General features: G+C 71.6%; 11 protein-coding genes. 8 read left to right on the top strand and 3 right to left on the bottom strand.

Features of this window, described 5'->3' with window-relative positions; translation table 11 throughout:
* Positions 1–8 precede the first annotated feature (8 nt).
* On the bottom strand, positions 9–3,665 hold the full coding sequence (locus ACFZAX_RS26795; RefSeq protein ID WP_390964826.1) for a LamG-like jellyroll fold domain-containing protein: 3,657 nt from the start codon (positions 3,663–3,665) through the stop codon (positions 9–11).
* A gap of 800 nt (positions 3,666–4,465) precedes the next feature.
* Between ACFZAX_RS26795 and ACFZAX_RS26800 the strand changes: the two genes are divergently transcribed.
* Both ACFZAX_RS26800 and ACFZAX_RS26805 read left to right on the top strand, forming a co-directional pair.
* Positions 4,466–6,649, top strand: coding sequence for a discoidin domain-containing protein (locus ACFZAX_RS26800; protein ID WP_390964827.1), 2,184 nt, complete (start codon positions 4,466–4,468; stop codon positions 6,647–6,649).
* Positions 6,650–6,739: 90 nt separating this feature from the next.
* Positions 6,740–7,855, top strand: a complete 1,116-nt coding sequence (locus ACFZAX_RS26805) for a DUF1996 domain-containing protein (protein WP_390964828.1) — start codon at positions 6,740–6,742, stop codon at positions 7,853–7,855.
* Between the two features lie 333 nt (positions 7,856–8,188).
* Here the strand turns inward: ACFZAX_RS26805 and ACFZAX_RS26810 are convergent, their stop codons facing one another.
* Together ACFZAX_RS26810 and ACFZAX_RS26815 are read right to left on the bottom strand one after the other, a co-directional pair.
* A complete protein-coding gene (locus ACFZAX_RS26810; protein WP_390964829.1) occupies positions 8,189–9,229 on the bottom strand; it encodes a substrate-binding domain-containing protein in 1,041 nt (346 codons plus the stop codon).
* Positions 9,230–9,262: 33 nt separating this feature from the next.
* A complete protein-coding gene (locus ACFZAX_RS26815) occupies positions 9,263–11,725 on the bottom strand; it encodes a glycoside hydrolase family 3 C-terminal domain-containing protein (RefSeq protein WP_390964841.1) in 2,463 nt (820 codons plus the stop codon).
* A gap of 401 nt (positions 11,726–12,126) precedes the next feature.
* Here ACFZAX_RS26815 and ACFZAX_RS26820 point away from each other — a divergent pair, with 401 nt between their 5' ends.
* From ACFZAX_RS26820 to ACFZAX_RS26845, 6 genes are all read left to right on the top strand, one after another.
* Entirely contained in the window at positions 12,127–13,710 is a 1,584-nt protein-coding gene (locus ACFZAX_RS26820) for an ABC transporter substrate-binding protein (RefSeq protein WP_390964830.1), read from the top strand.
* Positions 13,707–14,660, top strand: coding sequence for an ABC transporter permease subunit (locus ACFZAX_RS26825; protein WP_390964831.1), 954 nt, complete (start codon positions 13,707–13,709; stop codon positions 14,658–14,660). The genes ACFZAX_RS26820 and ACFZAX_RS26825 overlap by 4 nt, the downstream gene beginning before the upstream one ends.
* Positions 14,657–15,538, top strand: a complete 882-nt coding sequence (locus ACFZAX_RS26830; RefSeq protein WP_390964832.1) for an ABC transporter permease subunit — start codon at positions 14,657–14,659, stop codon at positions 15,536–15,538. Before ACFZAX_RS26825 ends, ACFZAX_RS26830 begins: the two co-directional genes overlap by 4 nt.
* Positions 15,535–16,638 (top strand): oligopeptide/dipeptide ABC transporter ATP-binding protein, encoded by a 1,104-nt coding sequence (locus ACFZAX_RS26835; protein ID WP_390964833.1) that lies wholly within the window; start codon positions 15,535–15,537, stop codon positions 16,636–16,638. Before ACFZAX_RS26830 ends, ACFZAX_RS26835 begins: the two co-directional genes overlap by 4 nt.
* Positions 16,639–16,700: 62 nt before the next feature.
* Positions 16,701–17,723, top strand: coding sequence for an oligopeptide/dipeptide ABC transporter ATP-binding protein (locus ACFZAX_RS26840; protein ID WP_390964842.1), 1,023 nt, complete (start codon positions 16,701–16,703; stop codon positions 17,721–17,723).
* 82 nt (positions 17,724–17,805) lie between these two features.
* A complete protein-coding gene (locus tag ACFZAX_RS26845) occupies positions 17,806–19,611 on the top strand; it encodes a gamma-glutamyltransferase (RefSeq protein WP_390964834.1) in 1,806 nt (601 codons plus the stop codon).
* Positions 19,612–19,754 lie beyond the last annotated feature (143 nt).

Genomic DNA, 19,754 nt, shown 5'->3' on the forward strand with positions numbered 1-19,754 from the left:
CCCGGGGATCAGTCCCCGACGCGCTCGCTGATCTGGTCCGAGCCGGCCATCGCGCCCGCCCAGAGGCGGATTTCCGAGATGCGCTCCGGCAGGTAGTGGCCCCAGGCGGACGAGGTGAACCCCTTGCCCGCGGCGAACTCGCCCGAACCCGCCTCGGCGGTGAAGGCACGCGGTTCGGCGTTGCGGTTGTATCCGACGTACAGACTGATCGTCTGGTCCTGCGCGTCGTAGACTCCGGTGAGACGGACCGGCGAGTCCGTCAGGGCGACTTCGTCGGAGACGACCGCGCTGTAGGTCCCGTCGTCATCCAGGCGGCCGAAGTGCCAGACGCCCACGGCGACCGTGGACTCCTCCAGTGTCTCCTCGTCGAGAACGCTCTCGCTGCCCCTGACCTCGTACCAGAAGCCCCAGGAGGAGCCGGTGGCCGTCCGCTGGCCGAGTACTTGGCCGGCGTAACCCACCGGCTTCGTACCGAGCTTCGCTCCGTCCACCTCCGTGGAGGTGGTGACGGTGAACGAACCGATGTCGTCCACCACCGGGGCGGAGGCGGTGGCCGCGTCGTCGTCGCCGTCCAGCACGACCGTCTCACCATCCAGCGCCGCGCCCCCGGTGAGGCCCAGGCTCCTGCCGTAGCCGGACGTGGTGTCCGCGAGCGCCGTACCCGAGCTCGTACCGGCGGACCAGTCGGCCACCAGCTCGACAGCGGTGTTGCTCTGCGAGATCAGCGTCCTCGCCTCGTCCGCGATCTCCTCGGGGGTCAACACCCTTTGCCACACGGCGACTTCGTCGGCCGATCCCTTGAAGTAGGCCCCCGGCCCGGTGCTGTACTCGTGGCGTCCGACCTCCAGGTTGCCGGTGGCGGGCCAGGAGCCCTGGACGGTCTTGGTGCGGGTCTGCTGCTTGCCGTTGACGTAGAGCTTCACCAGCCCCGAGCCCGGGTCGAAGGTGGCGGCGACATGGGTCCACACACCGGTCACCGCCGGGCTGTCCGCGGAGACGCCCCAGTAGTAGTCGGTCTGCGCGGGGTCCCTGACACCGAAGTACCAGGTCTTGTAGGACTGCGAGTAGCGGAAGGTGAAGGGACTGCTCACGCTGTCCCGGCCGGACAGGATGGCACCGTCAGCCGTGGTGGGGTCGAGCTTCACCCACGCGGCGACCGAGTAGGGCGAACGCGTCTCCAGCACCGGGCCGTCCGCCGCCGCGTAACCGGTGGTCCCGTTGAGGACAAGCCCCTTGTCGGTCACCGGGGTGGCCAGCGGCACGCCCTGGGAGTCCTGCGTGACGAGCCCCCGCCTGCCCCGGTCGTCGCGGGCCGCACCGCCCTGAAGTGTCAGGTCGTTCGCACCGTCGGCGGTCTCGGCGTCGAGGGCCGCACCACTGTTCTCGGCGAAGTGCCAGCGGGCGAGGGGGCCGTCACCGGCGGCGACGAGGAAGTCGACCGCACCCTGCGCACCCCACCGGCCGACGACGTCCTTCGCCCGTACGTACAGGGTGTACGTACCGGAGCGCTGGGGCGTGATGACCTGGCTCACCTTCGCCCCGGAGGTCTCGGCCGACCAGGCCGCCGCCCCGGACAGCTTGTACTGATAAGCGGTGTTGTTCGCGTCCCCGCTCGCGGGGGCGAAGGTGAAGGTCGCCTTCTGCCCCGGACCGCCCTTGGCCTGGCAGTCGTTGCTGGTGCACAGCAGGTACGGGGCGCCGATGGTGATCACCGGCGCCTTCGGGGCGGTGGGATCGACTTTGAAGAAGCACCACCCGGTCGTCGAGGCGTTCGACGGCCCGGGCAGCTGGCTGGCGCCGCCGGCGTAGTAGGAGCGCGTCCAGGTGCGGTACCGGTAGAGGGTGCCTTCGGTGAGGGTGGGCGCCGAGGCGGTGACCTTCACGTTGTCCCCGACGTAGCCGGTCGTCGGGCGCTCCATCTCGGTGAACGCGTTCGCCCAGGTGCCGTCGGCGGCCTTCTTGTCGACGTCCATGGCGACGCGCAGCTGGGCGCCGGACTCACCTCCCGAGGCCGTCTGCGGCGTGGAGGTCAGTGAGGGCGTCGGGTCGGAGACGATGGCCGGGTCGGACTCGCTGGTCTCACAGACCGTGCCCGTACCGGTCACCAGGCCGATGCCCGTCGGCTTCGCCGGGAGTCCGACGTAGTCCACCGACAGCACCGCGTCGTCCTTGAACCGCTTCCAGGCGCCGGTGTCCGTCTCGTCGTGCGCCTTGATCATCAGCGTGAGGCGGGAGAACTTGCCTGCGGCGAAGTCCCGGACCGTCGGCGTGAGGTTCTCGTTCGTCTCCGCCGCGTTGTCCTGGAACTCGATCGGGGCGTCCGGCGAGTCCGCGTCGCAGAGCGAACCGCGGCCCGCCGAAACGTTGCGGTCGACCATCGTGTCCCAGCCGCCCTGCGGGCGGGACGCCCAGGTGGTCGACGACGAGATGTTGTCCGGGGTGCGTACGAGGTCGACCCAGCGGGGGTCGCACTGGAAGGCCCACGGCTCGGTCACCCGGAAGGTGGCGCCCAGTACCTGCTTGCCCTTGAGGCTGGCCGGCGAGAACTCGAAGTACAGGCGCTGCACATACCCCGGACCGCAGTAGTAGCCGCTCCACGTGCCGCACTCTCCGACGCCCTTGCCGAGCCCGTCGTCGCCGTTGCCCCAGCCGTAGGACTCGTAGCCGTCGGAGCGGAGCAGAGTCCGCTCGGACTCGCTCCAGGTGACGGTCGGGTCGATGTACAGCGGGAAGGCCGACGCGTCGGTGCCGCTGAGCATGTCCGCGTCCGGGACCACCGTCAGGGCGTCGTCCGAAAGCTTGACCCGCACGTCGGAGACGGTGTCACCGGCGGCCGGCTCGGTCCCGGGGACCGGCGAATCGACGGCGGGAGCGGCAGAGCCGTCCGTGGTCTCCGTCTCCGCCGCGCGGGAGAAGGCGGCCGTCCGCGCCGTCGGAGCGGGCCGGGCGCCGGCCGAGTCCCACATCTGCGCGGGCGGGGCCCGGAAGACCCGCTTGCCGTCGCCGTCCACGGCTTCGAGGCTGCCCGACTGCCCGGTGCGGACGTCCAGCCCCGATGCCTTCATCGAGTACGAGATCCGCTGGAGGTCCTCCGAGGCCGCCGCCTGAGGGGTCTTCACCACCAGGACGTGCTGGAAACCCTCGGCCGACGCGGTGACCTTCAGGTCGACGCCGGGGAAAACCTCGGGGTACAGGGCGCTCGGTCCGTCCAGTTCCGGCGCGGGAAGCTTTCCGGGCCAGCCGAGTTGCAGCGACTTCCCGCCGTCGTCGATCTTCACGAGCGGAGCCGTGTCACCGCCGCCGGAGAAGGCCATGTCCACCGCGGCGGCCTTCGGCGCGACGGAGCCGTCGGCTTGGACCTCCAGCGTCGGGTCCGGAGACTGCCAGCCGCCGTCCGCTTTCTTGACGCGGACGGGAACGGCCGACTCCTCCAGCGTGAAGGTGTAACCGTCGGGGTTGGCGAAGACCGTGCTCCGCTCCGCGCGCTCACCGACGACTTCGATCCGCCGGCCGGACTCCTGCGCCGCGGCCAGATCTTTCTGACCTTCTGTCAGCCCGGCCGACGTGGTGTCGGCGGCGACCGCCTGCGCGGCCGGGCGCGGCCCGGCCACCGGGAGTGCCGCCAGCAGCAGGGCGGATCCCGCCAGCGCCGACACCGCCCTCATACGTCTGCCTACTGCGCCGCCGAATCGGCGTCTCACCTTGCCCGCTGCTTCCCCACCCCAGACGGTACATGTACAGGACAACCGCCTGATGAGAACACCACCGTTTCCACATCGCAAGCACTTAATCGTGAAGAGAGTGGGGAGCATGACGGCCCCTCACCCTTCATTTTCTTACTAAGACTTCATCCACAAGTGATCATTCGGCCATCCTGCGGGCGGGCTCATTCCCGCGGTTGCCGCCGGATCCCGAGCCGCACCGAAATCACGTCATCGATTCCCGGCCACCACGCCCAGGCGCTGACAGCCCACGCGCAACTGCGCCTCCGTGAAAGTTTTTTACGCGATCCATACGCCTGAGGGAGCTCCACGGCGCCGCCCTCACACCGCGGGCCGTCCCCCCTCTTCGCACCTCTCACCAGTAAGAAAGCCTCTGACAAGCGGGCGCTGCGCCCTCCCCCGAAGCGCACCGGCCACCGGGAGCAGCGCTACTCAGCTCCACTCGGACGGATCCGGTCCCCCTCGGCCGGCCTGGCACCACCCGGCTCAACGCCTGCGCGAAAGCGATCGACTCCGAGTTTTTCCAGCCAACTCCGTCCTCTGCCGGGCGACTCGGTCCTACTGGACCAACCCCACCCGAGCCGGTGAAAACACTCCCACTCCCCAGCCGGTACCCGAAGGCGCGCACAGAGGTCGCGCCCACCTCATTGACAGGGGCACGCCCCCGCGACACTCTCGGGAGAGCGCTCTCCAAGGCCGGCTACGGGAAGCCGGCCTCCTCTCAGCACCCGCCAGGAGCCCACGTGTTCAGACCACCGCATGCTGTTCTCGGCCGCCCACGGGCCGGTCGCCGACTCGTCTCTCTCGCCGCCCTCGGCGCCCTCGTCGCGTCCTCGCTCACCCTCCTCGCGGCGCCGGGCGCCACGGCCGCCGACACCCTGCTGTCCCAGGGCCGGACCGCCACCGCCTCCTCGCAGGAGGGCGACGGCTACTCCGCCGCCGCGGCCGTCGACGGCAACCTCACGGGCACCCGGTGGGCGAGCCAGTGGAGCGATCCGCAGTGGATCCAGATCGACCTCGGCGCCACCGCCAGCCTCAGCCGGGCCGTCCTGACCTGGGAGGGCGCCTACGGCAAGTCGTACGAGATCCAGGCGTCCGACAACGGCACCGACTGGCGGAGCCTTCGCACGGTCACCCAGGGCGACGGCGGCACGGACGACCTCACCCTCTCCGGTTCCGGCCGGTACGTGCGGATGCTCGGCACCCAGCGGTCCGGCGGATACGGCTACTCGCTCTGGGAGTTCCAGGTCTACGGCAGCACCGGTACCACTCCCCCACCGGCCACCGGCGGCGCCGTGAAGGTGACCGGTTCGCAGGGCAACTGGCAGTTGCAGGTGGGCGGCCAGCCGTACACCGTGAAGGGACTGACCTGGGGCCCGTCCGTCGCCGATTCCCCGAAGTACCTGCCGGACGTGAAGTCGATGGGCGTCAACACCATCCGCACCTGGGGCACGGACGGTTCGACCAAGCCGCTGCTCGACGCGGCGGCGGCCAACGGCATCCGGATCATCAACGGCTTCTGGCTGCAGCCCGGCGGCGGCCCGGGCAGCGGCGGCTGCGTCAATTACGTCACGGACACCACGTACAAGAACAACTCGCTGGCGGAGTTCGCCAAGTGGGTGGAAGCCTACAAGTCGCACCCCGCGACCCTGATGTGGAACGTCGGCAACGAGTCGGTGCTCGGTCTCCAGAACTGCTACAGCGGTACGGAGCTGGAGGCGCAGCGCAACGCCTACACCACCTTCGTCAACGACGTGGCCAAGAAGATCCACTCGATCGACCCGGACCACCCGGTGACCTCCACCGACGCGTGGACCGGCGCCTGGCCGTACTACAAGCGCAACGCGCCCGACCTCGACCTGTACGCGATGAACTCGTACGGCGACGTCTGCAACGTGCAGCGTGACTGGGTGGCGGGCGGCTACACCAAGCCCTACATCATCACCGAGACGGGCCCGGCAGGTGAGTGGGAGGTCGCGAACGACGCGAACGGCATCCCCGAGCAGAAGACCGACGTGCAGACCGCCGCGGGGTACACCAACGCGTGGAACTGCGTCACCGCCCACCGCGGCGTGGCGCTCGGCGCGACGATGTTCCACTACGGCACCGAGCACGACTTCGGCGGGATCTGGTTCAACCTGCTGCCCGGCGGGTTCAAGCGGCTCTCGTACTACGCGGTGAAGCAGGCGTACGCCGGCTCGACCGCCGGGGACAACACGCCGCCGGTGATCAGCAACATGACCGTCTCGCCGGCCTCGGCGGCTCCGGCCGGCAAGGAGTTCACCGTCCGCGCCGATGTGCGTGACCCGGACAACGACCCGGTGACGTACAGGATCTTCCTGAGCGGCAACTACGCCAACGGCGACAAGGGGCTGGTGGAGGCCGCGTGGCGGTCCACCGGCAACGGCACCTTCGCGGTGACGGCGCCCGAGAAGCTCGGTGTCTGGAAGGTCTACATCCGTGCGGAGGACGGACACGGGAACGCCGGCTTCGAGACGAAGTCGGTGAAGGTGGTCGCACCGCCCGTCACCGGCACCAACGTGGCGCTGAACAAGCCGACCACGGCCTCCTCCTTCCAGGCCTCGTACGGCGACTGCCCCTGCACTCCCGCCAACGCGACCGACGGCAAACCGGACACCCGGTGGGCCAGCGACTGGAGCGACCCGCAGTCCATCCAGGTCGACCTGGGCGCCCCCACCGCACTGCGGACGCTCCAGCTCCAGTGGGATCCGGCCTTCGCCTCCTCGTACGAGGTGCAGCTCTCCGACGACGGGACCACCTGGCGCACCGTCTACACGACCACCACCGGCAACGGTGACATCGACACCATCGCCCTCGGGCAGACCGCCCGCCACGTGCGGCTGGCCCTGAAGACCCGGGGCACGGGCTACGGCTACTCGCTCCACGAGATCGGCGTGTACGCCTGACGGACGGCGCTGAAGCGCCCCCTCCTCCGTGCCGCCGGTACCGGACCGGTACCGGCGGCATCCCACCCCCCTCCAGCGGAGAGGCACTCCATGAAAGGCACGAAGAACAAGAAGGGCGCCGCGAGACGGCTCTCGGCGATCCTGGTCGGCACGGCCCTGGCCGCCACCGTCCTCGGCGTCGGTTCGACCCTGAGCGCACTCCCGTCCGGCACGGCGTCCACCAGCGCCGCGGTGGACGCGGGCGCGGCGGTCTCGCCCCACATGGGGCACGTCGCCGCCGCGGCCTCGGCCGCTTCGGCCGACGACGTGGACGGCGACGGCTACATTCCCGCCGTCCCGCCCGTCACCGGCGTGACCCCTTCGTGGGCCACGCCGACACCGCGCTACTTCCACGAGTTCCAGGCGAACTGTTCGGTCACGCACACCGCGCCGGACGACCCGATCGTCTTCCCCGGCCAGGCCGGCGCGTCCCACGACCACACCTTCATGGGCAACACGACGACCAATGCCCAGAGCGTGACCGCCTCCCTGTACGGCGGCAACACCACCTGCAAGGTGCCCGGCGACTCCTCGGCGTACTGGATGCCGTCCCTTTTCAAGGGCGACACCAAGGTCCTCCCGATCGGCCAGCAGGTCATCTACTACAAGGCCGGCGTCACCGACTACACCAGCGTCCGCCCCTTCCCCAAGGGGCTGCGCTACGTCGTCGGCAGCCCGCTGCAGAGCGCGGAGCAGTTCCGCGCGCTCAAGGGCTGGGTGGAGGGCTGGGAGTGCGGGGAGAGCTTCGGGAACATCGACTTCCCCGCCACCTGCCCAGCCGGTAGCCAGCTCAACATCCGCATGCAGGCGCCCAGTTGCTGGGACGGCCTGCACCTGGACACGCCGAACCACCAGGCCCACATGGCGTATCCGGTCGTGAAGCCCGGCACCAACGACAACGTCTGCCCGGCCGACCACCCGGTGGCCCTGCCGATGGTCGAGTTCAAGATGGCATTTCCCGTCAGCGGGGACATGTCACAGGTCAGGCTCGCGAGCGGACGCGGCTACTCCTTCCACTACGACTTCTTCAACGCGTGGAACGAGCCGACCCTCAAGGCGATGGTCGACCACTGCATCGTCGGTGGCCTGCAGTGCGACGCCCGAGGCTGGGACCAGAACCACCCGGAGGCCGGCGCCGCGCTGAACGCGGACTACCGCCTGCCGTAGGTCCCGGACCACCCGTCCACCGATCGGGCGGACACGGCATCTCGCGGACAGCGTCCGCTTGCCGTGTCCGCCCCCGCGAACCCCCGGCCCGCCCTGTTTCCGCCCCGTCACGGGGCGGGCCGGGAACACAAAAGATGAGACAGGGCATCAGTTGCGGTACCGGCCAACCGGGTCAGGGTGTCTCCGCGCCCCATGCCTGGCCCCTGTGCTCCACGCACCCTCTCCGCCACGTCGATCGGCCGTCTCGGGCGCGGGACATGAACCGGCGGTGACGACAGCCGGATCCGATCACCCCCGGCTGCCCCTGATCGTCCTGGAGCACACCGGGTCCGCTCAGGCGGAGGCGCGCACCACGAGTTCGGGGTCGAAGATGACGGCGGTGGGCTCGGTCCGCGTGCCCTCGATCTCCTCCTGGAGCAGGCTCGCCATGCGGGCCGCCATCTCCTCCATCGGCTGCCGGACCGTGGTGAGCGACGGTTCGGCGGCGAGCGCGGCGCTGGAGTCGTCGAACCCGACGACCGCGACGTCCTCGGGGACGCGGCGTCCGAGCTCCCGCAGGGCCTCGCAGACGCCTCGCGCCATCACGTCGTTGGCGGCGAACACCCCGTCGATGGCGGGGTGTTCGCGCAGCAGTCGGCGGAGCGCGGCCGCCCCGCTGTCGGCGGTGAACCCGCCTTCGGCGACGGGGACGTACGGCTGGCCGTGGCGTTCCATCGTCTCGCGGAACCCGGCCAGCCGGTCCTGGGCGGCCGGCAGGTCCAGCGGTCCGGTGATGGTGGCGACGCGGCGGCAGCCCCTGGCCAGCAGGTGTTCGGCGGCCAGCCGGGCTCCGTCCCGGTGCGCCAGGTCCACGTAGGTCACCGGGGCCGGGGCCCCGGGACGGGCGAAGAGCACGCAGGGCAGCCGCTCGGCCGCCAGCAGGGCGGGCAGCGGGTCCTCGGCGTGCGTGGAGAAGATCAGCGCGCCGTCCGCCCGGCCCTGCCGGAGGTACTCCACGACCTCGCGCCGGGCGGCATCCGTCTCCGCGAACATGAGCACCGGGTACATCGACCGGGGCCGCAGGAATCCGACGACCCCGCTGACGACCCGCCCGAAGAACGGGTCGGCCAGCGCCTGGGAGGCGAAGAGGTTCTGCCCGTCCTCGGAGTCGTCCCCCGCGCCGGAGACCACGAGGGCGAGGGTACGGGCGCGCCGGGTCACCAGGGCCCTGGCGGCGCCGTTGGGTGCGTAGCCGGTCCGCGCGATGGCGTCCCGCACCGCGTCCTGGATGGCCGGGTCCACGTTGCGGATGCCGTTGACCACGCGGGACACGGTGGCGCGGGAGACGCCCGCCTCCCGTGCGACGTCTTCGAGTCTGGGAGCGCGTCGGGTCATGCCGGTACCCTACCGGCGGTCCGCGAACGCCCGTCAGCGGTACGGGAAGCGCTCTCCGAGCGCGCCTCCGGCCGTCGTGCGGGGGACGTCCACGGTGGCGGCCAGGGGCAGTCGTCCGGCGGACGGTCCCGCGTAGACCTCGTACGTGCCCGGCTCGGTGAGCCACCCCTGCTCCGGCGGGGACCAGTGGTGCAGGGCGCGGTGCGGTACCCGTACGGCGGCGGTGACCGTCTCGCCCGGTCCGGCCTCGACCGAGGTGTATCCGGCCAGCCACCGGGCGGGGCGTTCCACCGCCGAGCCGGGCCGGGCGAGGTACACCTGCACGACCTCCCGGCCCCGCCGGCCGCCGGTGTTGCGGAGCCGTACGGAGACGGTGAAGGCCGTCTCCTTGTCGGCCGCCTCCGCCGCCGGGGGTACGGACGCGCTCGCGTACTCCCAGGTCGTGTACCCGAGTCCGTGGCCGAACCAGTAGGCGGGGGTGCGGTGTTCGCGCAGCCAGGCACGGTGCCCGATGTGCGGGCCCTCGGCGTACCGCAGCACCCCGTCGACCGGCCGGACCGCGCTGACCGGGGCGTCGGCGAGGGTGGCGGGCCAGGTGGTGGGCAGCCGGCCGCCCGGTTCGGCGGCGCCGAACAGCACGTCGGCGAGCCCGGTCCCCGCCTCCTGCCCCGGGAACCAGGTCAGCAGGACGGCGGGGGCCGCGTCCCGCCACGGCATCTCCACCGGACCGCCGGAGTTGACGACGACGACCGTACGCGGCTGGGCGGCGACCACCGCGCGGACGAGTTCGTCCTGGTCGCCGGGGAGCGCGAGGGTGGTCCGGTCGTGTCCCTCCGACTCGCTGTCCTGCGTGGTGCCCACGAACACCACGGCCGCGTCGGCCGTGCGGGCCGCGTCCACCGCCTCCGCCAGGGCGGTCGCGCGGTCGGGCCTCGGGGGCGCGGCCGTCACCAGGGTGGCGCGGCCGGTCCCGTCGGCGAGTTCTCGGCGGGCCACGACCAGCGCGGGCCGTCCCGCGGTGAGCCCGGTCTCCCCATACTGGCTCGGCGGGTTGACGTGCACCACGGCCGGGTCGTCGGTCTCGCGCGGGAACACCCCGTCGACCAGTGGCGTCCCGTCGACGGTGAGGCTCATCCGCCCGAATCCCCCGACGCCGAAGGTCCAGGTGCCGCCCGTGCCGGGGAGCAGCCGGGCGCTGAGCTCCACGGTGTGCGCGCCGGGCGGCAGGGGCGGCTCGATCTGGCGGCCGGACTCCCGATGCCCTGCGTACAGCTCGGCGCCGTCCGCGCCGAGCACCCGCAGCAGCGCGCCGGGCCGGCCGTCGCGCGGGTCGTGGCATCCGGGGCCGCCGAGGAAGGGGGGTGCGCCCAGGGCGGGGCCGGGTGCGTGTACGACGCGGGCGGTGGGGGCGAGCGCGTCGCGGAGCGCGTCGAGCGGGGTGGAGACGTGCCGGGGGTGGACGCCCGCGCTGCCACCGCCCTGTACCCGGGGGTCCGCCGCCTGCGCCCCGATCACCGCGAGGGAGGTGAGCGAGGTCGGGTCCAGGGGCAGCACCCCCCGGTTGCCGAGGAGCACGCTCCCGGCCGCGACCGCACGCCGCAGCAGGGCCCGCGGGTCCTGCGCGCGCGAAGGAGGCTGGGCCGGACCGGCCGGGAGCGCGGGAGACCCGGGGTCGAGTGCGCCGACCCGGTCGGCGAGCCGCAGCAGCCGGCCCACCTTGTCGTCGATCGCGGCCATGGGGACGTGTCCGTCCTCGATCGCCCTGAGGAGGCCGTCGGCCCAGGGGCTCTCGGGGCCGGGCATCGCCAGGTCCAGGGCCGCGCGGGCGGCGGGCACGGCGGAGCGCACCGCGCCCCAGTCGGAGACGAGGACGCCGTCGAAGCCCCACTCCTCCTTGAGCGGCCGTGCCAGCAGAGGGCTCTCGGCCAGGGTGGTGCCGTCGACCGCGTTGTAGCCGCACATCACCACCCGTACCCCGGCCGCGCGCACGGCGGCTTCGAAGGGGACGAGGTAGACCTCGCGCAGGGTGCGCTCGTCGAGGTCGACGGAGACGGTCAGGCGGTCCGTCTCGGAGTCGTTGGCGACATAGTGCTTGGCGGTCGCGGCGACGCCCTGCGCCTGGATGCCCCGGATCAGGGCGGCGCCGGTACGGGCGGTCAGCTCGGGGTCCTCGGAGTAGCACTCGAAGTGGCGGCCGCCCAACGGGGACCGGTGCAGGTTGAGAGTGGGCGCCAGCACGACGTCCACGCCCTTCGCCTTCGCCTCGGCGGCGAGCAGGCCGCCCAGGCGTTCGGCCAGTTCCTCGTCCCACATCGCGCCGACGGCCGAGGCGGACGGCAGCAGCGCGGAGGTGTTCCGCTCGTCCCAGCTCTCCCCGCGCACCCCGGCCGGCCCGTCGGACATCGTCATCCCGCGCAGCCCCACGGCGGGCTCGTCCGCGGTGCGCCAGGTGGTCGCGCCGGTGAGCAGCCGTACCTTCTGGCGTGCGTCCAGCATGTCGAGCAGCCGGTCGATCTCTTCCTGCTTCACCGAGTTCCCCCTCGCGAGGCGCTCCCCGCAGGGCGTGGAGAGCGCTCTCCGAGAGCATCGCCAAAAGCCCCGCGCGTGTCAACGCACGGCCGGGCCAGAACGGGGCCCCCGGGGGCGCGCACGAGGAACCCAGGGTGTCCGGACAGGACGGGACGCGTCTGCCCCGCCTCCCACCTTCCACCACAACCAGACTGAATCCACCGCGATCGGGGACAATCCCCGCGCCAAAGTTGCCCTCTGCACCGAAAGTGTCCGGGATGCGGACAACGGCCTTGCTTGTTGACTGTATGCGAAATACGGTCTGCGATATTCCTTGATGACCCCCAGGTGGGAGGTAGGCCCCCGTGCGCCGAAAAGCGGTTGCCTTCGTGGCAGTTGCGCTGGTGTCACTCGTCTCGGGCTGCACGTCGCTGCAGTCCTCGGCAACCGAGGTCGGAGGCGTACGGAAAACCGATGAGCGGCCCGTACGTGACGGCGGGACGCTCACCGTCGCGCTCAACTCCGACCCGGACAAACTCGACCCCAGCCTTGCCCAGACCCTCGTGGGTCGCACTGTCTTCGCGGGCATGTGCGAGAAGCTGTACGACATCGACGAGAACGGCACTCTGGTGCCGCAGCTCGCCACGTCGCTCCCCGAGATCTCGGCGGACGGACTGACCGTCACCCTGCCCATCCGCAAGGGCGCGAAGTTCAGCGACGGCACCCCGCTCGACGCGGCGGCCGTGGTCGCCTCCCTGCTGCGCCACCGCGACCTGCCCGGTTCCGCGCGCGCCACGGAGCTCGGCCCGGTCAAGAAGGCCGTGGCCGTCGGTTCGTCCACGGTGCGGATCACGCTCGACCACCCGTACACACCGCTCACCGGCGTCCTCGCCGACCGGGCCGGGATGGTGATGTCCCCGACCGCGCTGAAGAAGTACGGCAAGGACTTCACCAACCACCCTTCGTGCGTCGGCGCGTTCCGCTTCGTCGAGCGGGTCGGCGGCGACCGGATCGTGCTGGAGAAGGACCCGAACTACTACGCGGCGGACAAGGTCCACCTCGACAAGGTCGTCTACAAGCCGATATCCGACGGCAACGTCCGCCTCGCCAACCTGCGTTCGGGCGACGTCCAGATCGGCGACCAGATGGGCCCGGTCGACGTGCAGAGCGCCCTCACCGAGCCGAACCTCCAGCTCTTCAACTCCCCTTCACTGGGGTTCCAGGGCATCGGCGTCAACGTGGGCAACGTGAACGGTCTCGGTGAGAAGCCGGGGAAGATCGACACCCCGCTCGCCTCCGACGTGCGCGTCCGCGAGGCCTTCGATCTCGCCATCGACCGCGACCTCCTCAACACCGTGGTGTTCCAGGGCATGTACGAACCGGCCTGCGGACCCATCTCCCCGCAGTCCGGCATCGCTCCCGGGGTCAAGCCCGAGGACTGCCCCAAACGCGATGTCGCCAAGGCCAGGAAGCTGTTGAAGGAAGCCGGGGTGAAGCTTCCGGTCAAGGTCGAGCTGAAGACCTCTACCACCCCCGAACAGGGCCGGGTGGGCCAGGTGCTCCAGGCCATGGTCAAGGAGGCGGGCTTCGAACTCTCCCTGCGTCCCACCGAGTACACGACCATGATCTCGGAGACCGACGAGGGTGACTACGACATCTTCACCAGCGGCTGGTCCGGCCGGCTCGACCCGGACGGCAACGTCTCCAACTTCCTGAAGACCGCGGGCGCCATGAACGCCTACGGCATCGGAGACCCGGACCTCGACAAGCTGATCGACGAGGGCCGCTCCATCTCCGACCCGGCCCGGCGCACCGAGATCTACGACGAGATCACCAAGCGCGTCCAGGACGACCACTCCATGATCTACCTCTACCGGCAGAAGAACTACGTCGTCGCCTCCAAGGACGTCGCGGGCATCCGCGTCTTCGGCGACGGACTGGTCCGGGTCACGAACGCGGGGTACATCCGTTGACGAAATTCCTGCTGACGCGCCTGCGCCAGTCGCTCATCACCCTGATCCTCGTGAGCATCGTGGTGTTCGCCGGAATCCGGGCGCTCCCCGGCGACCCGGCCCTCGCCCTCGCCGGCGAGGAACGCAGCCCCGAGGCGCTCGCCGCGATCCGTGAGGCGTACGGCCTCAACGACAACATCGTGGTCCAGTACGGCCGGTTCGTCGGCCACGCCCTCACCGGGGACCTCGGCACCTCCTCCCGCACCGGTCTTCCGGTTTCGCAGGCCATCGGCCAGGCCCTCCCGGTCACCCTCGAACTCGCCGCGCTCTCGCTGCTGCTGGCGATCGTCATCGGTATCGGTGCGGGCGTGATCGCCGCCGTCCGGCGTGGCAAGCCGGAGGAATGGATCGCCAACGCCATCGCCCTGGTGGGTCTTTCGATCCCGACCTTCTGGCTCGGCATCGTGCTGGTGCTCGGATTCGCCATCGCCATACCGGTGTTCTCGGCTTCCGGCTACGTACCCTTCGGCACCGATCCGCTCGACAACCTGCGCCGGATGGTGCTCCCCTCGATCGTCCTCGGCTCCGGCCTCGCCGCCGTGGTGATGCGCCAGACCCGGGGTGCGATGCTCGACTCGCTCTCCGCTGACTACGTCCGCACCGCCCGCGCCAAGGGGCTCTCACGCCGCGCGGTCGTCGGTGGGCACGCCCTGCGCAACTCGCTGGTCACCGTCGTCACCGTGCTCGGCCTCCAGCTGGGACACCTGATCTCCGGGGCCGTGGTCACCGAGCAGATCTTCGTGCTGCCCGGCTTCGGCAAGCTCACCATCGACGCCGTCTTCACCCGTGACTACGCCACGCTCCAGGCCGTGGTGCTCTGCACCTCCGCCGCGTACATCCTCATCAACCTGCTGGTCGACGTGGTCTATTCGGTCATCGACCCGCGTATCCGGCTCGGAGGTGCCCAGTGACGACCGCACTCGCCACCCCGGCGCAGGCCACCGCGCGGAAGGCGGGCGGCGGCAAGCTGCGCGCCCTGCGCAAGAACCGCCTCGCGCTGACCGGCGGAATCATCGCCGCCGTCTTCGTCCTCACGGCGCTCTTCGCGCCGCTGATCGCCCCGTACGACCCCGCGCAGCCCGACTTCACCAATGTCCTGGACGCGCCGAGCTGGTCGCACTGGCTGGGCACCGACGACCTCGGGCGCGACCAGCTCTCCCGGATCATCCACGGGACCCGGGCGTCCATGCAGGTCGGACTGCTCGCCGTGGTGCTCGCCTTCCTGATCGGCGTGCCGCTGGGACTCGCGGCCGGCTACTACGGGCGGCTCACGGACAGCGTCGTGTCCCGGATCACCGACACGATGCTCGCCTTCCCGTTCCTGGTGCTGGCCGTCGGGCTCGCGGCGATCCTCGGCCCGTCCCTGACCAACGCCACGATCGCCATCGGCATCTCGCAGATCCCCGCGGTCATCCGCATCACCCGGGCGGAGACGCTGCGGCTGAAGCACGTCGACTACGTCGCGGCGGCGGTGGCCAACGGCGGCGGCGACGGAACGGTCCTGTTCCGTCACATCCTGCCCAACGCCACCTCGGCGCTCATCGTGCAGGCCACGGTCGGCATCCCCGCCGCGATCATCAGCGAGGCGCTGCTCAGCTTCCTCGGCCTCGGTGTACAGCCGCCCGCGCCCTCGCTCGGCGTGATGCTCTCCGGCGCCCAGTCCTTCCTCGCGCTCGCGCCGTGGCTGGCCGTCTTCCCGGGTCTGGCCATCGTCGCCGCGACGCTGGCGTTCAACCTGCTCGGCGACGGACTGCGTGACGTCCTCGACCCCCGCGGAGGCACCCGATGACCGAGACCCTCTCCCCTTCCGCGCGGGGCACCGGCCCCGGTGCCGAACCCGTGCTGAGCGTCCGCGATCTCACCGTCGCCTTCCCCTCGGAACACCGCACGGTGCACGCCGTCGACGGGGTCTCCTTCGACCTCGCTCGCGGTGAAGTCCTCGCGCTGGTCGGTGAGTCGGGCTGCGGTAAGTCCGTGACGTCGATGGCGACCATGGGTCTGCTGCCGCCGACCGCGCGGATCGGCGGATCGATCCGGCTGAACGGCCGCGAGCTGGTCGGCGCCCCCGAGAAGGAACTCCAGAAGATCCGGGGCAAGGACCTCGCGATGATCTTCCAGGAGCCGATGACCTCGCTGAACCCGGTCCTCACCATCGGGCGGCAGATCGGTGAGGTGGTCCGCAGGCACCAGGGTCTGGGCCGCAAGGAGGCCAAGGCACGCGCGGTCGAACTGCTGGCCCTGGTCGGCATCCCCGCCCCGCACCGCAGGGTCGACGAGTACCCGCACCAGCTCTCCGGCGGCATGCGCCAGCGCGTGATGATCGCCATCGCCGTCGCCTGCGACCCGTCGGTGCTGATCGCCGACGAGCCGACGACCGCGCTCGACGTCACCGTGCAGGCGGGCATCCTGGACGTGCTCCAGTCGCTGCGGGACCGCCTCGGCACCGCGATCGTCCTGGTCACCCACGACCTGGGCGTCGTCGCCGACGCGGCCGACCGCGTGCTGGTGATGTATGCCGGACGTCCGGCCGAACAGGCCCCGGTGCACGACCTGTTCGCCGGTGCCCGGCATCCGTACTCCCGGGGCCTGCTGGGCGCGGTGCTCCGGCCCGGCGGCGAGGGCAAGCGCAGGCTGCCCGAAATCCCCGGCATGGTGCCGAACCTCGACACCCGGCCGGACGCCTGCACGTTCGCACCCCGGTGCGCCCGTGCCGACGACACCTGCACCGGCAAGCGGCCCGGCTTCACCTCCGTCGCTCCCCCCGCCGGCCTCTCCGACAGCCCGGCCTCCTCCCACCGGGCGGCCTGCTGGCACCCCTTCACCGCGGACGAGACCTCCACCCCCGTGCCGGCCGGCGCCGCGCGCCCCGACCAGGAGACCGGACAGTGACCACTCCGCAGACCGTCCCCGCACCCCGCGCGAGCGGCGCCCCCTCGGACCCGCAGGGCCCGGTGCTGGAAATCACCTCCCTGGAAAGGCACTTCGGCGCGTCCGGTGGCGGCACCGTACGAGCCGTGGACGGTGTCTCGATCACCATCGGGCACGGCGAGGTCGTCGGCCTCGTCGGCGAGTCCGGCAGTGGCAAGTCGACCGTCGGCCGGTGCGCGGTACGCCTCGACGAGCCGACCGGCGGCACGGTCGAGATCAACGGCACCGACGTGACCCACATGTCCCGCCGCGCCCTGCGCCCCCTGCGCAAGGACTTCCATCTGGTGTTCCAGGACCCGTCGTCCTCACTGGACCCGCGCATGACGATCGGTCAGATCATCGGCGAGCCGCTGCGGTTGCACAAAATCGCGCGCGGCGCAGCGATACGTACCCGGGTCGAGCAGCTCCTCGCCCAGGTGGGGCTGCGTCCCGAGCACGCCGACCGGCACCCGCACGAGCTCTCCGGCGGTCAGCGCCAGCGCATCTCCATCGCCCGCGCGCTCTCCTGCGATCCCGACCTGGTGGTGGCGGACGAACCGACCTCGGCGCTCGACGTGTCCGTACAGGCCTCGGTGCTCAACCTGCTGGCCGACCTCCAGCGCGACCGTGGCTTCGGCTGCCTCTTCATCACTCACGACCTGGCGGCCGTGGAGTTCCTCGCGGACCGCATCGCCGTCATGTACCTGGGGAAGATCGTCGAACAGGCCCCGACGGCCGAGCTGTTCGCCTCGCCGAAACACCCGTACACCCAGGCGCTGCTGTCCGCGGCGCCCGTACCGGACCCGGTCGACCAGCGTTCGCGCAAACGGATCGTGCTCAACGGCGAGCTCCCCAGCCCACTCGACCCGCCGTCCGGCTGCCACTTCCACACCCGGTGCCCGCTGGCCACCGACCGGTGCCGCACGGAGGCGCCCGCGCTGCGGGAACTTCCCGGCGGCCGGCAGGTCTCCTGCCACCTGGTCGCGGACGACGGGACCTCCCCGGACGCGGCAACCCCCGTACCCGCCCCGGACGCGCGCACGGGGGTTGCCGCGGAGACGCCGTAGCCGTCCCCGTATCCTCCGCGCACCACCACTCGAACACCGCATTCGCACGCGCACCCGCACGCAGCAGCAAGGAGCCGCATCCATGTTCACCACCCGCCCGACCCTCCAGGGCACTTTCGGCATGGCGTCCTCCACCCACTGGCTCGCCTCGCAGTCCGCGATGGCGGTCCTGGAGAGCGGCGGAAACGCCTTCGACGGCGCCGTCGCCGCCGGCTTCGTCCTGCACGTCGTCGAGCCCCACCTGAACGGTCCCGCCGGCGAGGTGCCGATCATCCTGGCGCCGAAGGACGGCGACGTGCGGGTGCTGTGCGGCCAGGGGCCCGCCCCCGCCGGGGCGAGCGCGGCCCACTACCGTTCGCTCGGCCTGGAGCTGGTGCCCGGCACCGGCCCGCTGGCCGCCGCCGTCCCCGGCGCGTTCGACGCCTGGATGGTGCTGCTGCGCGACCACGGCACCCGGACCCTCGCCGAGGTGCTGCGGTACGCGATCGGATACGCCGAGGACGGCCACGCGCCCGTCGAGCGCGTCGGCCAGACCGTCGAGACGGTCCGCGAGCTCTTCGAGAACGAGTGGAAGTCCTCCGCCGAGGTCTACCTCGCCGACGGCACGTCCCCGCAGCCGGGCAAGCTGTTCCGCAACCCCGCACTCGCCGCCACCTGGCGCCGGCTCGTCGACGAGGCCGAGAAGACCGGCGGCGAGGACCGCGTCGCGCAGATCGAAGCCGCCCGGGCCGTCTGGCGCGAGGGCTTCATCGCGGAGGCGATGGTCCGGCAGGCCGCCCGACCCACCATGGACACCACCGGTACCCGGCACACCGGCACGCTGACCGCCGCCGACGTGGCCGGCTGGTCCGCGACCTACGAGGCGCCCGCCACGTACGAGTGGAACGGCTGGACCCTCGCCAAGGCGGCCGGCTGGAGCCAGGGACCCGCCTTCCTCCAGCAGCTCGCCCTGCTCCCCGAGGAGCTGCCCGCGTACGGCTCCGCCGAGTACGTGCACCTGCTCATCGAGGGCTGCAAGCTCGCCATGGCCGACCGTGAGGCCTGGTACGGGGACGCCGCCGAGGTGCCCCTTCAGACCCTGCTCTCCCCCGAGTACAACGCCGAGCGCCGCGCCCTGATCAGCGACCGCGCCTCGCGGGAACTGCGTCCGGGCAGTCCCGAAGGCCGCACCCCGGTCCTCAGCGCCCATGCCCACGCGGTCGCCGCCGGCGAGCCGGGCTTCGACGCCATGGGTCTCGCCGCCGCCGGCGTCGGGGAGCCGACCGTCGCCAAGGACGGCGCCACCCGGGGCGACACCTGCCACGTCGACGTCGTCGACCGGTGGGGCAACATGGTCTCGGCGACCCCGAGCGGCGGCTGGCTCCAGTCCAACCCCGTCATACCGGAGCTCGGCTTCCCGCTCGGAACCCGGCTGCAGATGGCCTGGCTGGACGAGGGCCTGCCGAACACCCTCACCCCCGGCCGCCGCCCCCGCACCACCCTCACACCGTCCCTCGCCCTGCGCGACGGCGTCCCGGTGCTGGCCTTCGGCACCCCCGGCGGCGACCAGCAGGACCAGTGGCAGGTCCACTTCTTCCTGGCGGCCGTGCTGCGCGACCGGGTGCGCGGCGGACTCGACCTGCAGGGCGCGGTCGACGCCCACAACTGGCACAACGACAGCTTCCCGGGCTCGTTCTACCCGCGCGGCATGCGCCCCGGCAGCGTCACCGTCGAAGAGGGCATGGACCCGGAGGTCGTGGAGGAGCTGCGCCGCCGGGGCCACGAGGTCACGGTCGGCGACGCCTGGTCGGAGGGTCGGCTCTGCGCCGTCGCCCGCGACCCCGAGACGGGCGTGCTGTCCGCCGCCGCCAACCCCCGCGGCATGCAGGGATACGCGGTCGGCCGCTGATCACGCGCAGCCGCGGCACTAGAAGACTGATGAAGATCTTGGGGCGGGGTGGGGGGGGCCGGGGGGGGGGCCCCCCCCCCCGGGGGGGGGGGGCCGGGGGGGGGGGGCCCGGGGCGGGGGGGGGGGGGTGGACGGGGTTGTTA

The organism is Streptomyces sp. NPDC008125, assembly GCF_042957125.1.
In the GTDB taxonomy this organism is placed as follows: domain Bacteria; phylum Actinomycetota; class Actinomycetes; order Streptomycetales; family Streptomycetaceae; genus Streptomyces.

Coding starts and splice junctions, on each gene's coding strand:
- ACFZAX_RS26815 (WP_390964841.1), bottom strand. CDS start 11,725: ATGCTGGACGCACGCCAGAAGGTACGGCTGCTCACCGGCGCGACCACC.
- ACFZAX_RS26795 (WP_390964826.1), bottom strand. CDS start 3,665: ATGAGGGCGGTGTCGGCGCTGGCGGGATCCGCCCTGCTGCTGGCGGCA.
- ACFZAX_RS26835 (WP_390964833.1), top strand. CDS start 15,535: ATGACCGAGACCCTCTCCCCTTCCGCGCGGGGCACCGGCCCCGGTGCC.
- ACFZAX_RS26810 (WP_390964829.1), bottom strand. CDS start 9,229: ATGACCCGACGCGCTCCCAGACTCGAAGACGTCGCACGGGAGGCGGGC.
- ACFZAX_RS26805 (WP_390964828.1), top strand. CDS start 6,740: ATGAAAGGCACGAAGAACAAGAAGGGCGCCGCGAGACGGCTCTCGGCG.
- ACFZAX_RS26845 (WP_390964834.1), top strand. CDS start 17,806: ATGTTCACCACCCGCCCGACCCTCCAGGGCACTTTCGGCATGGCGTCC.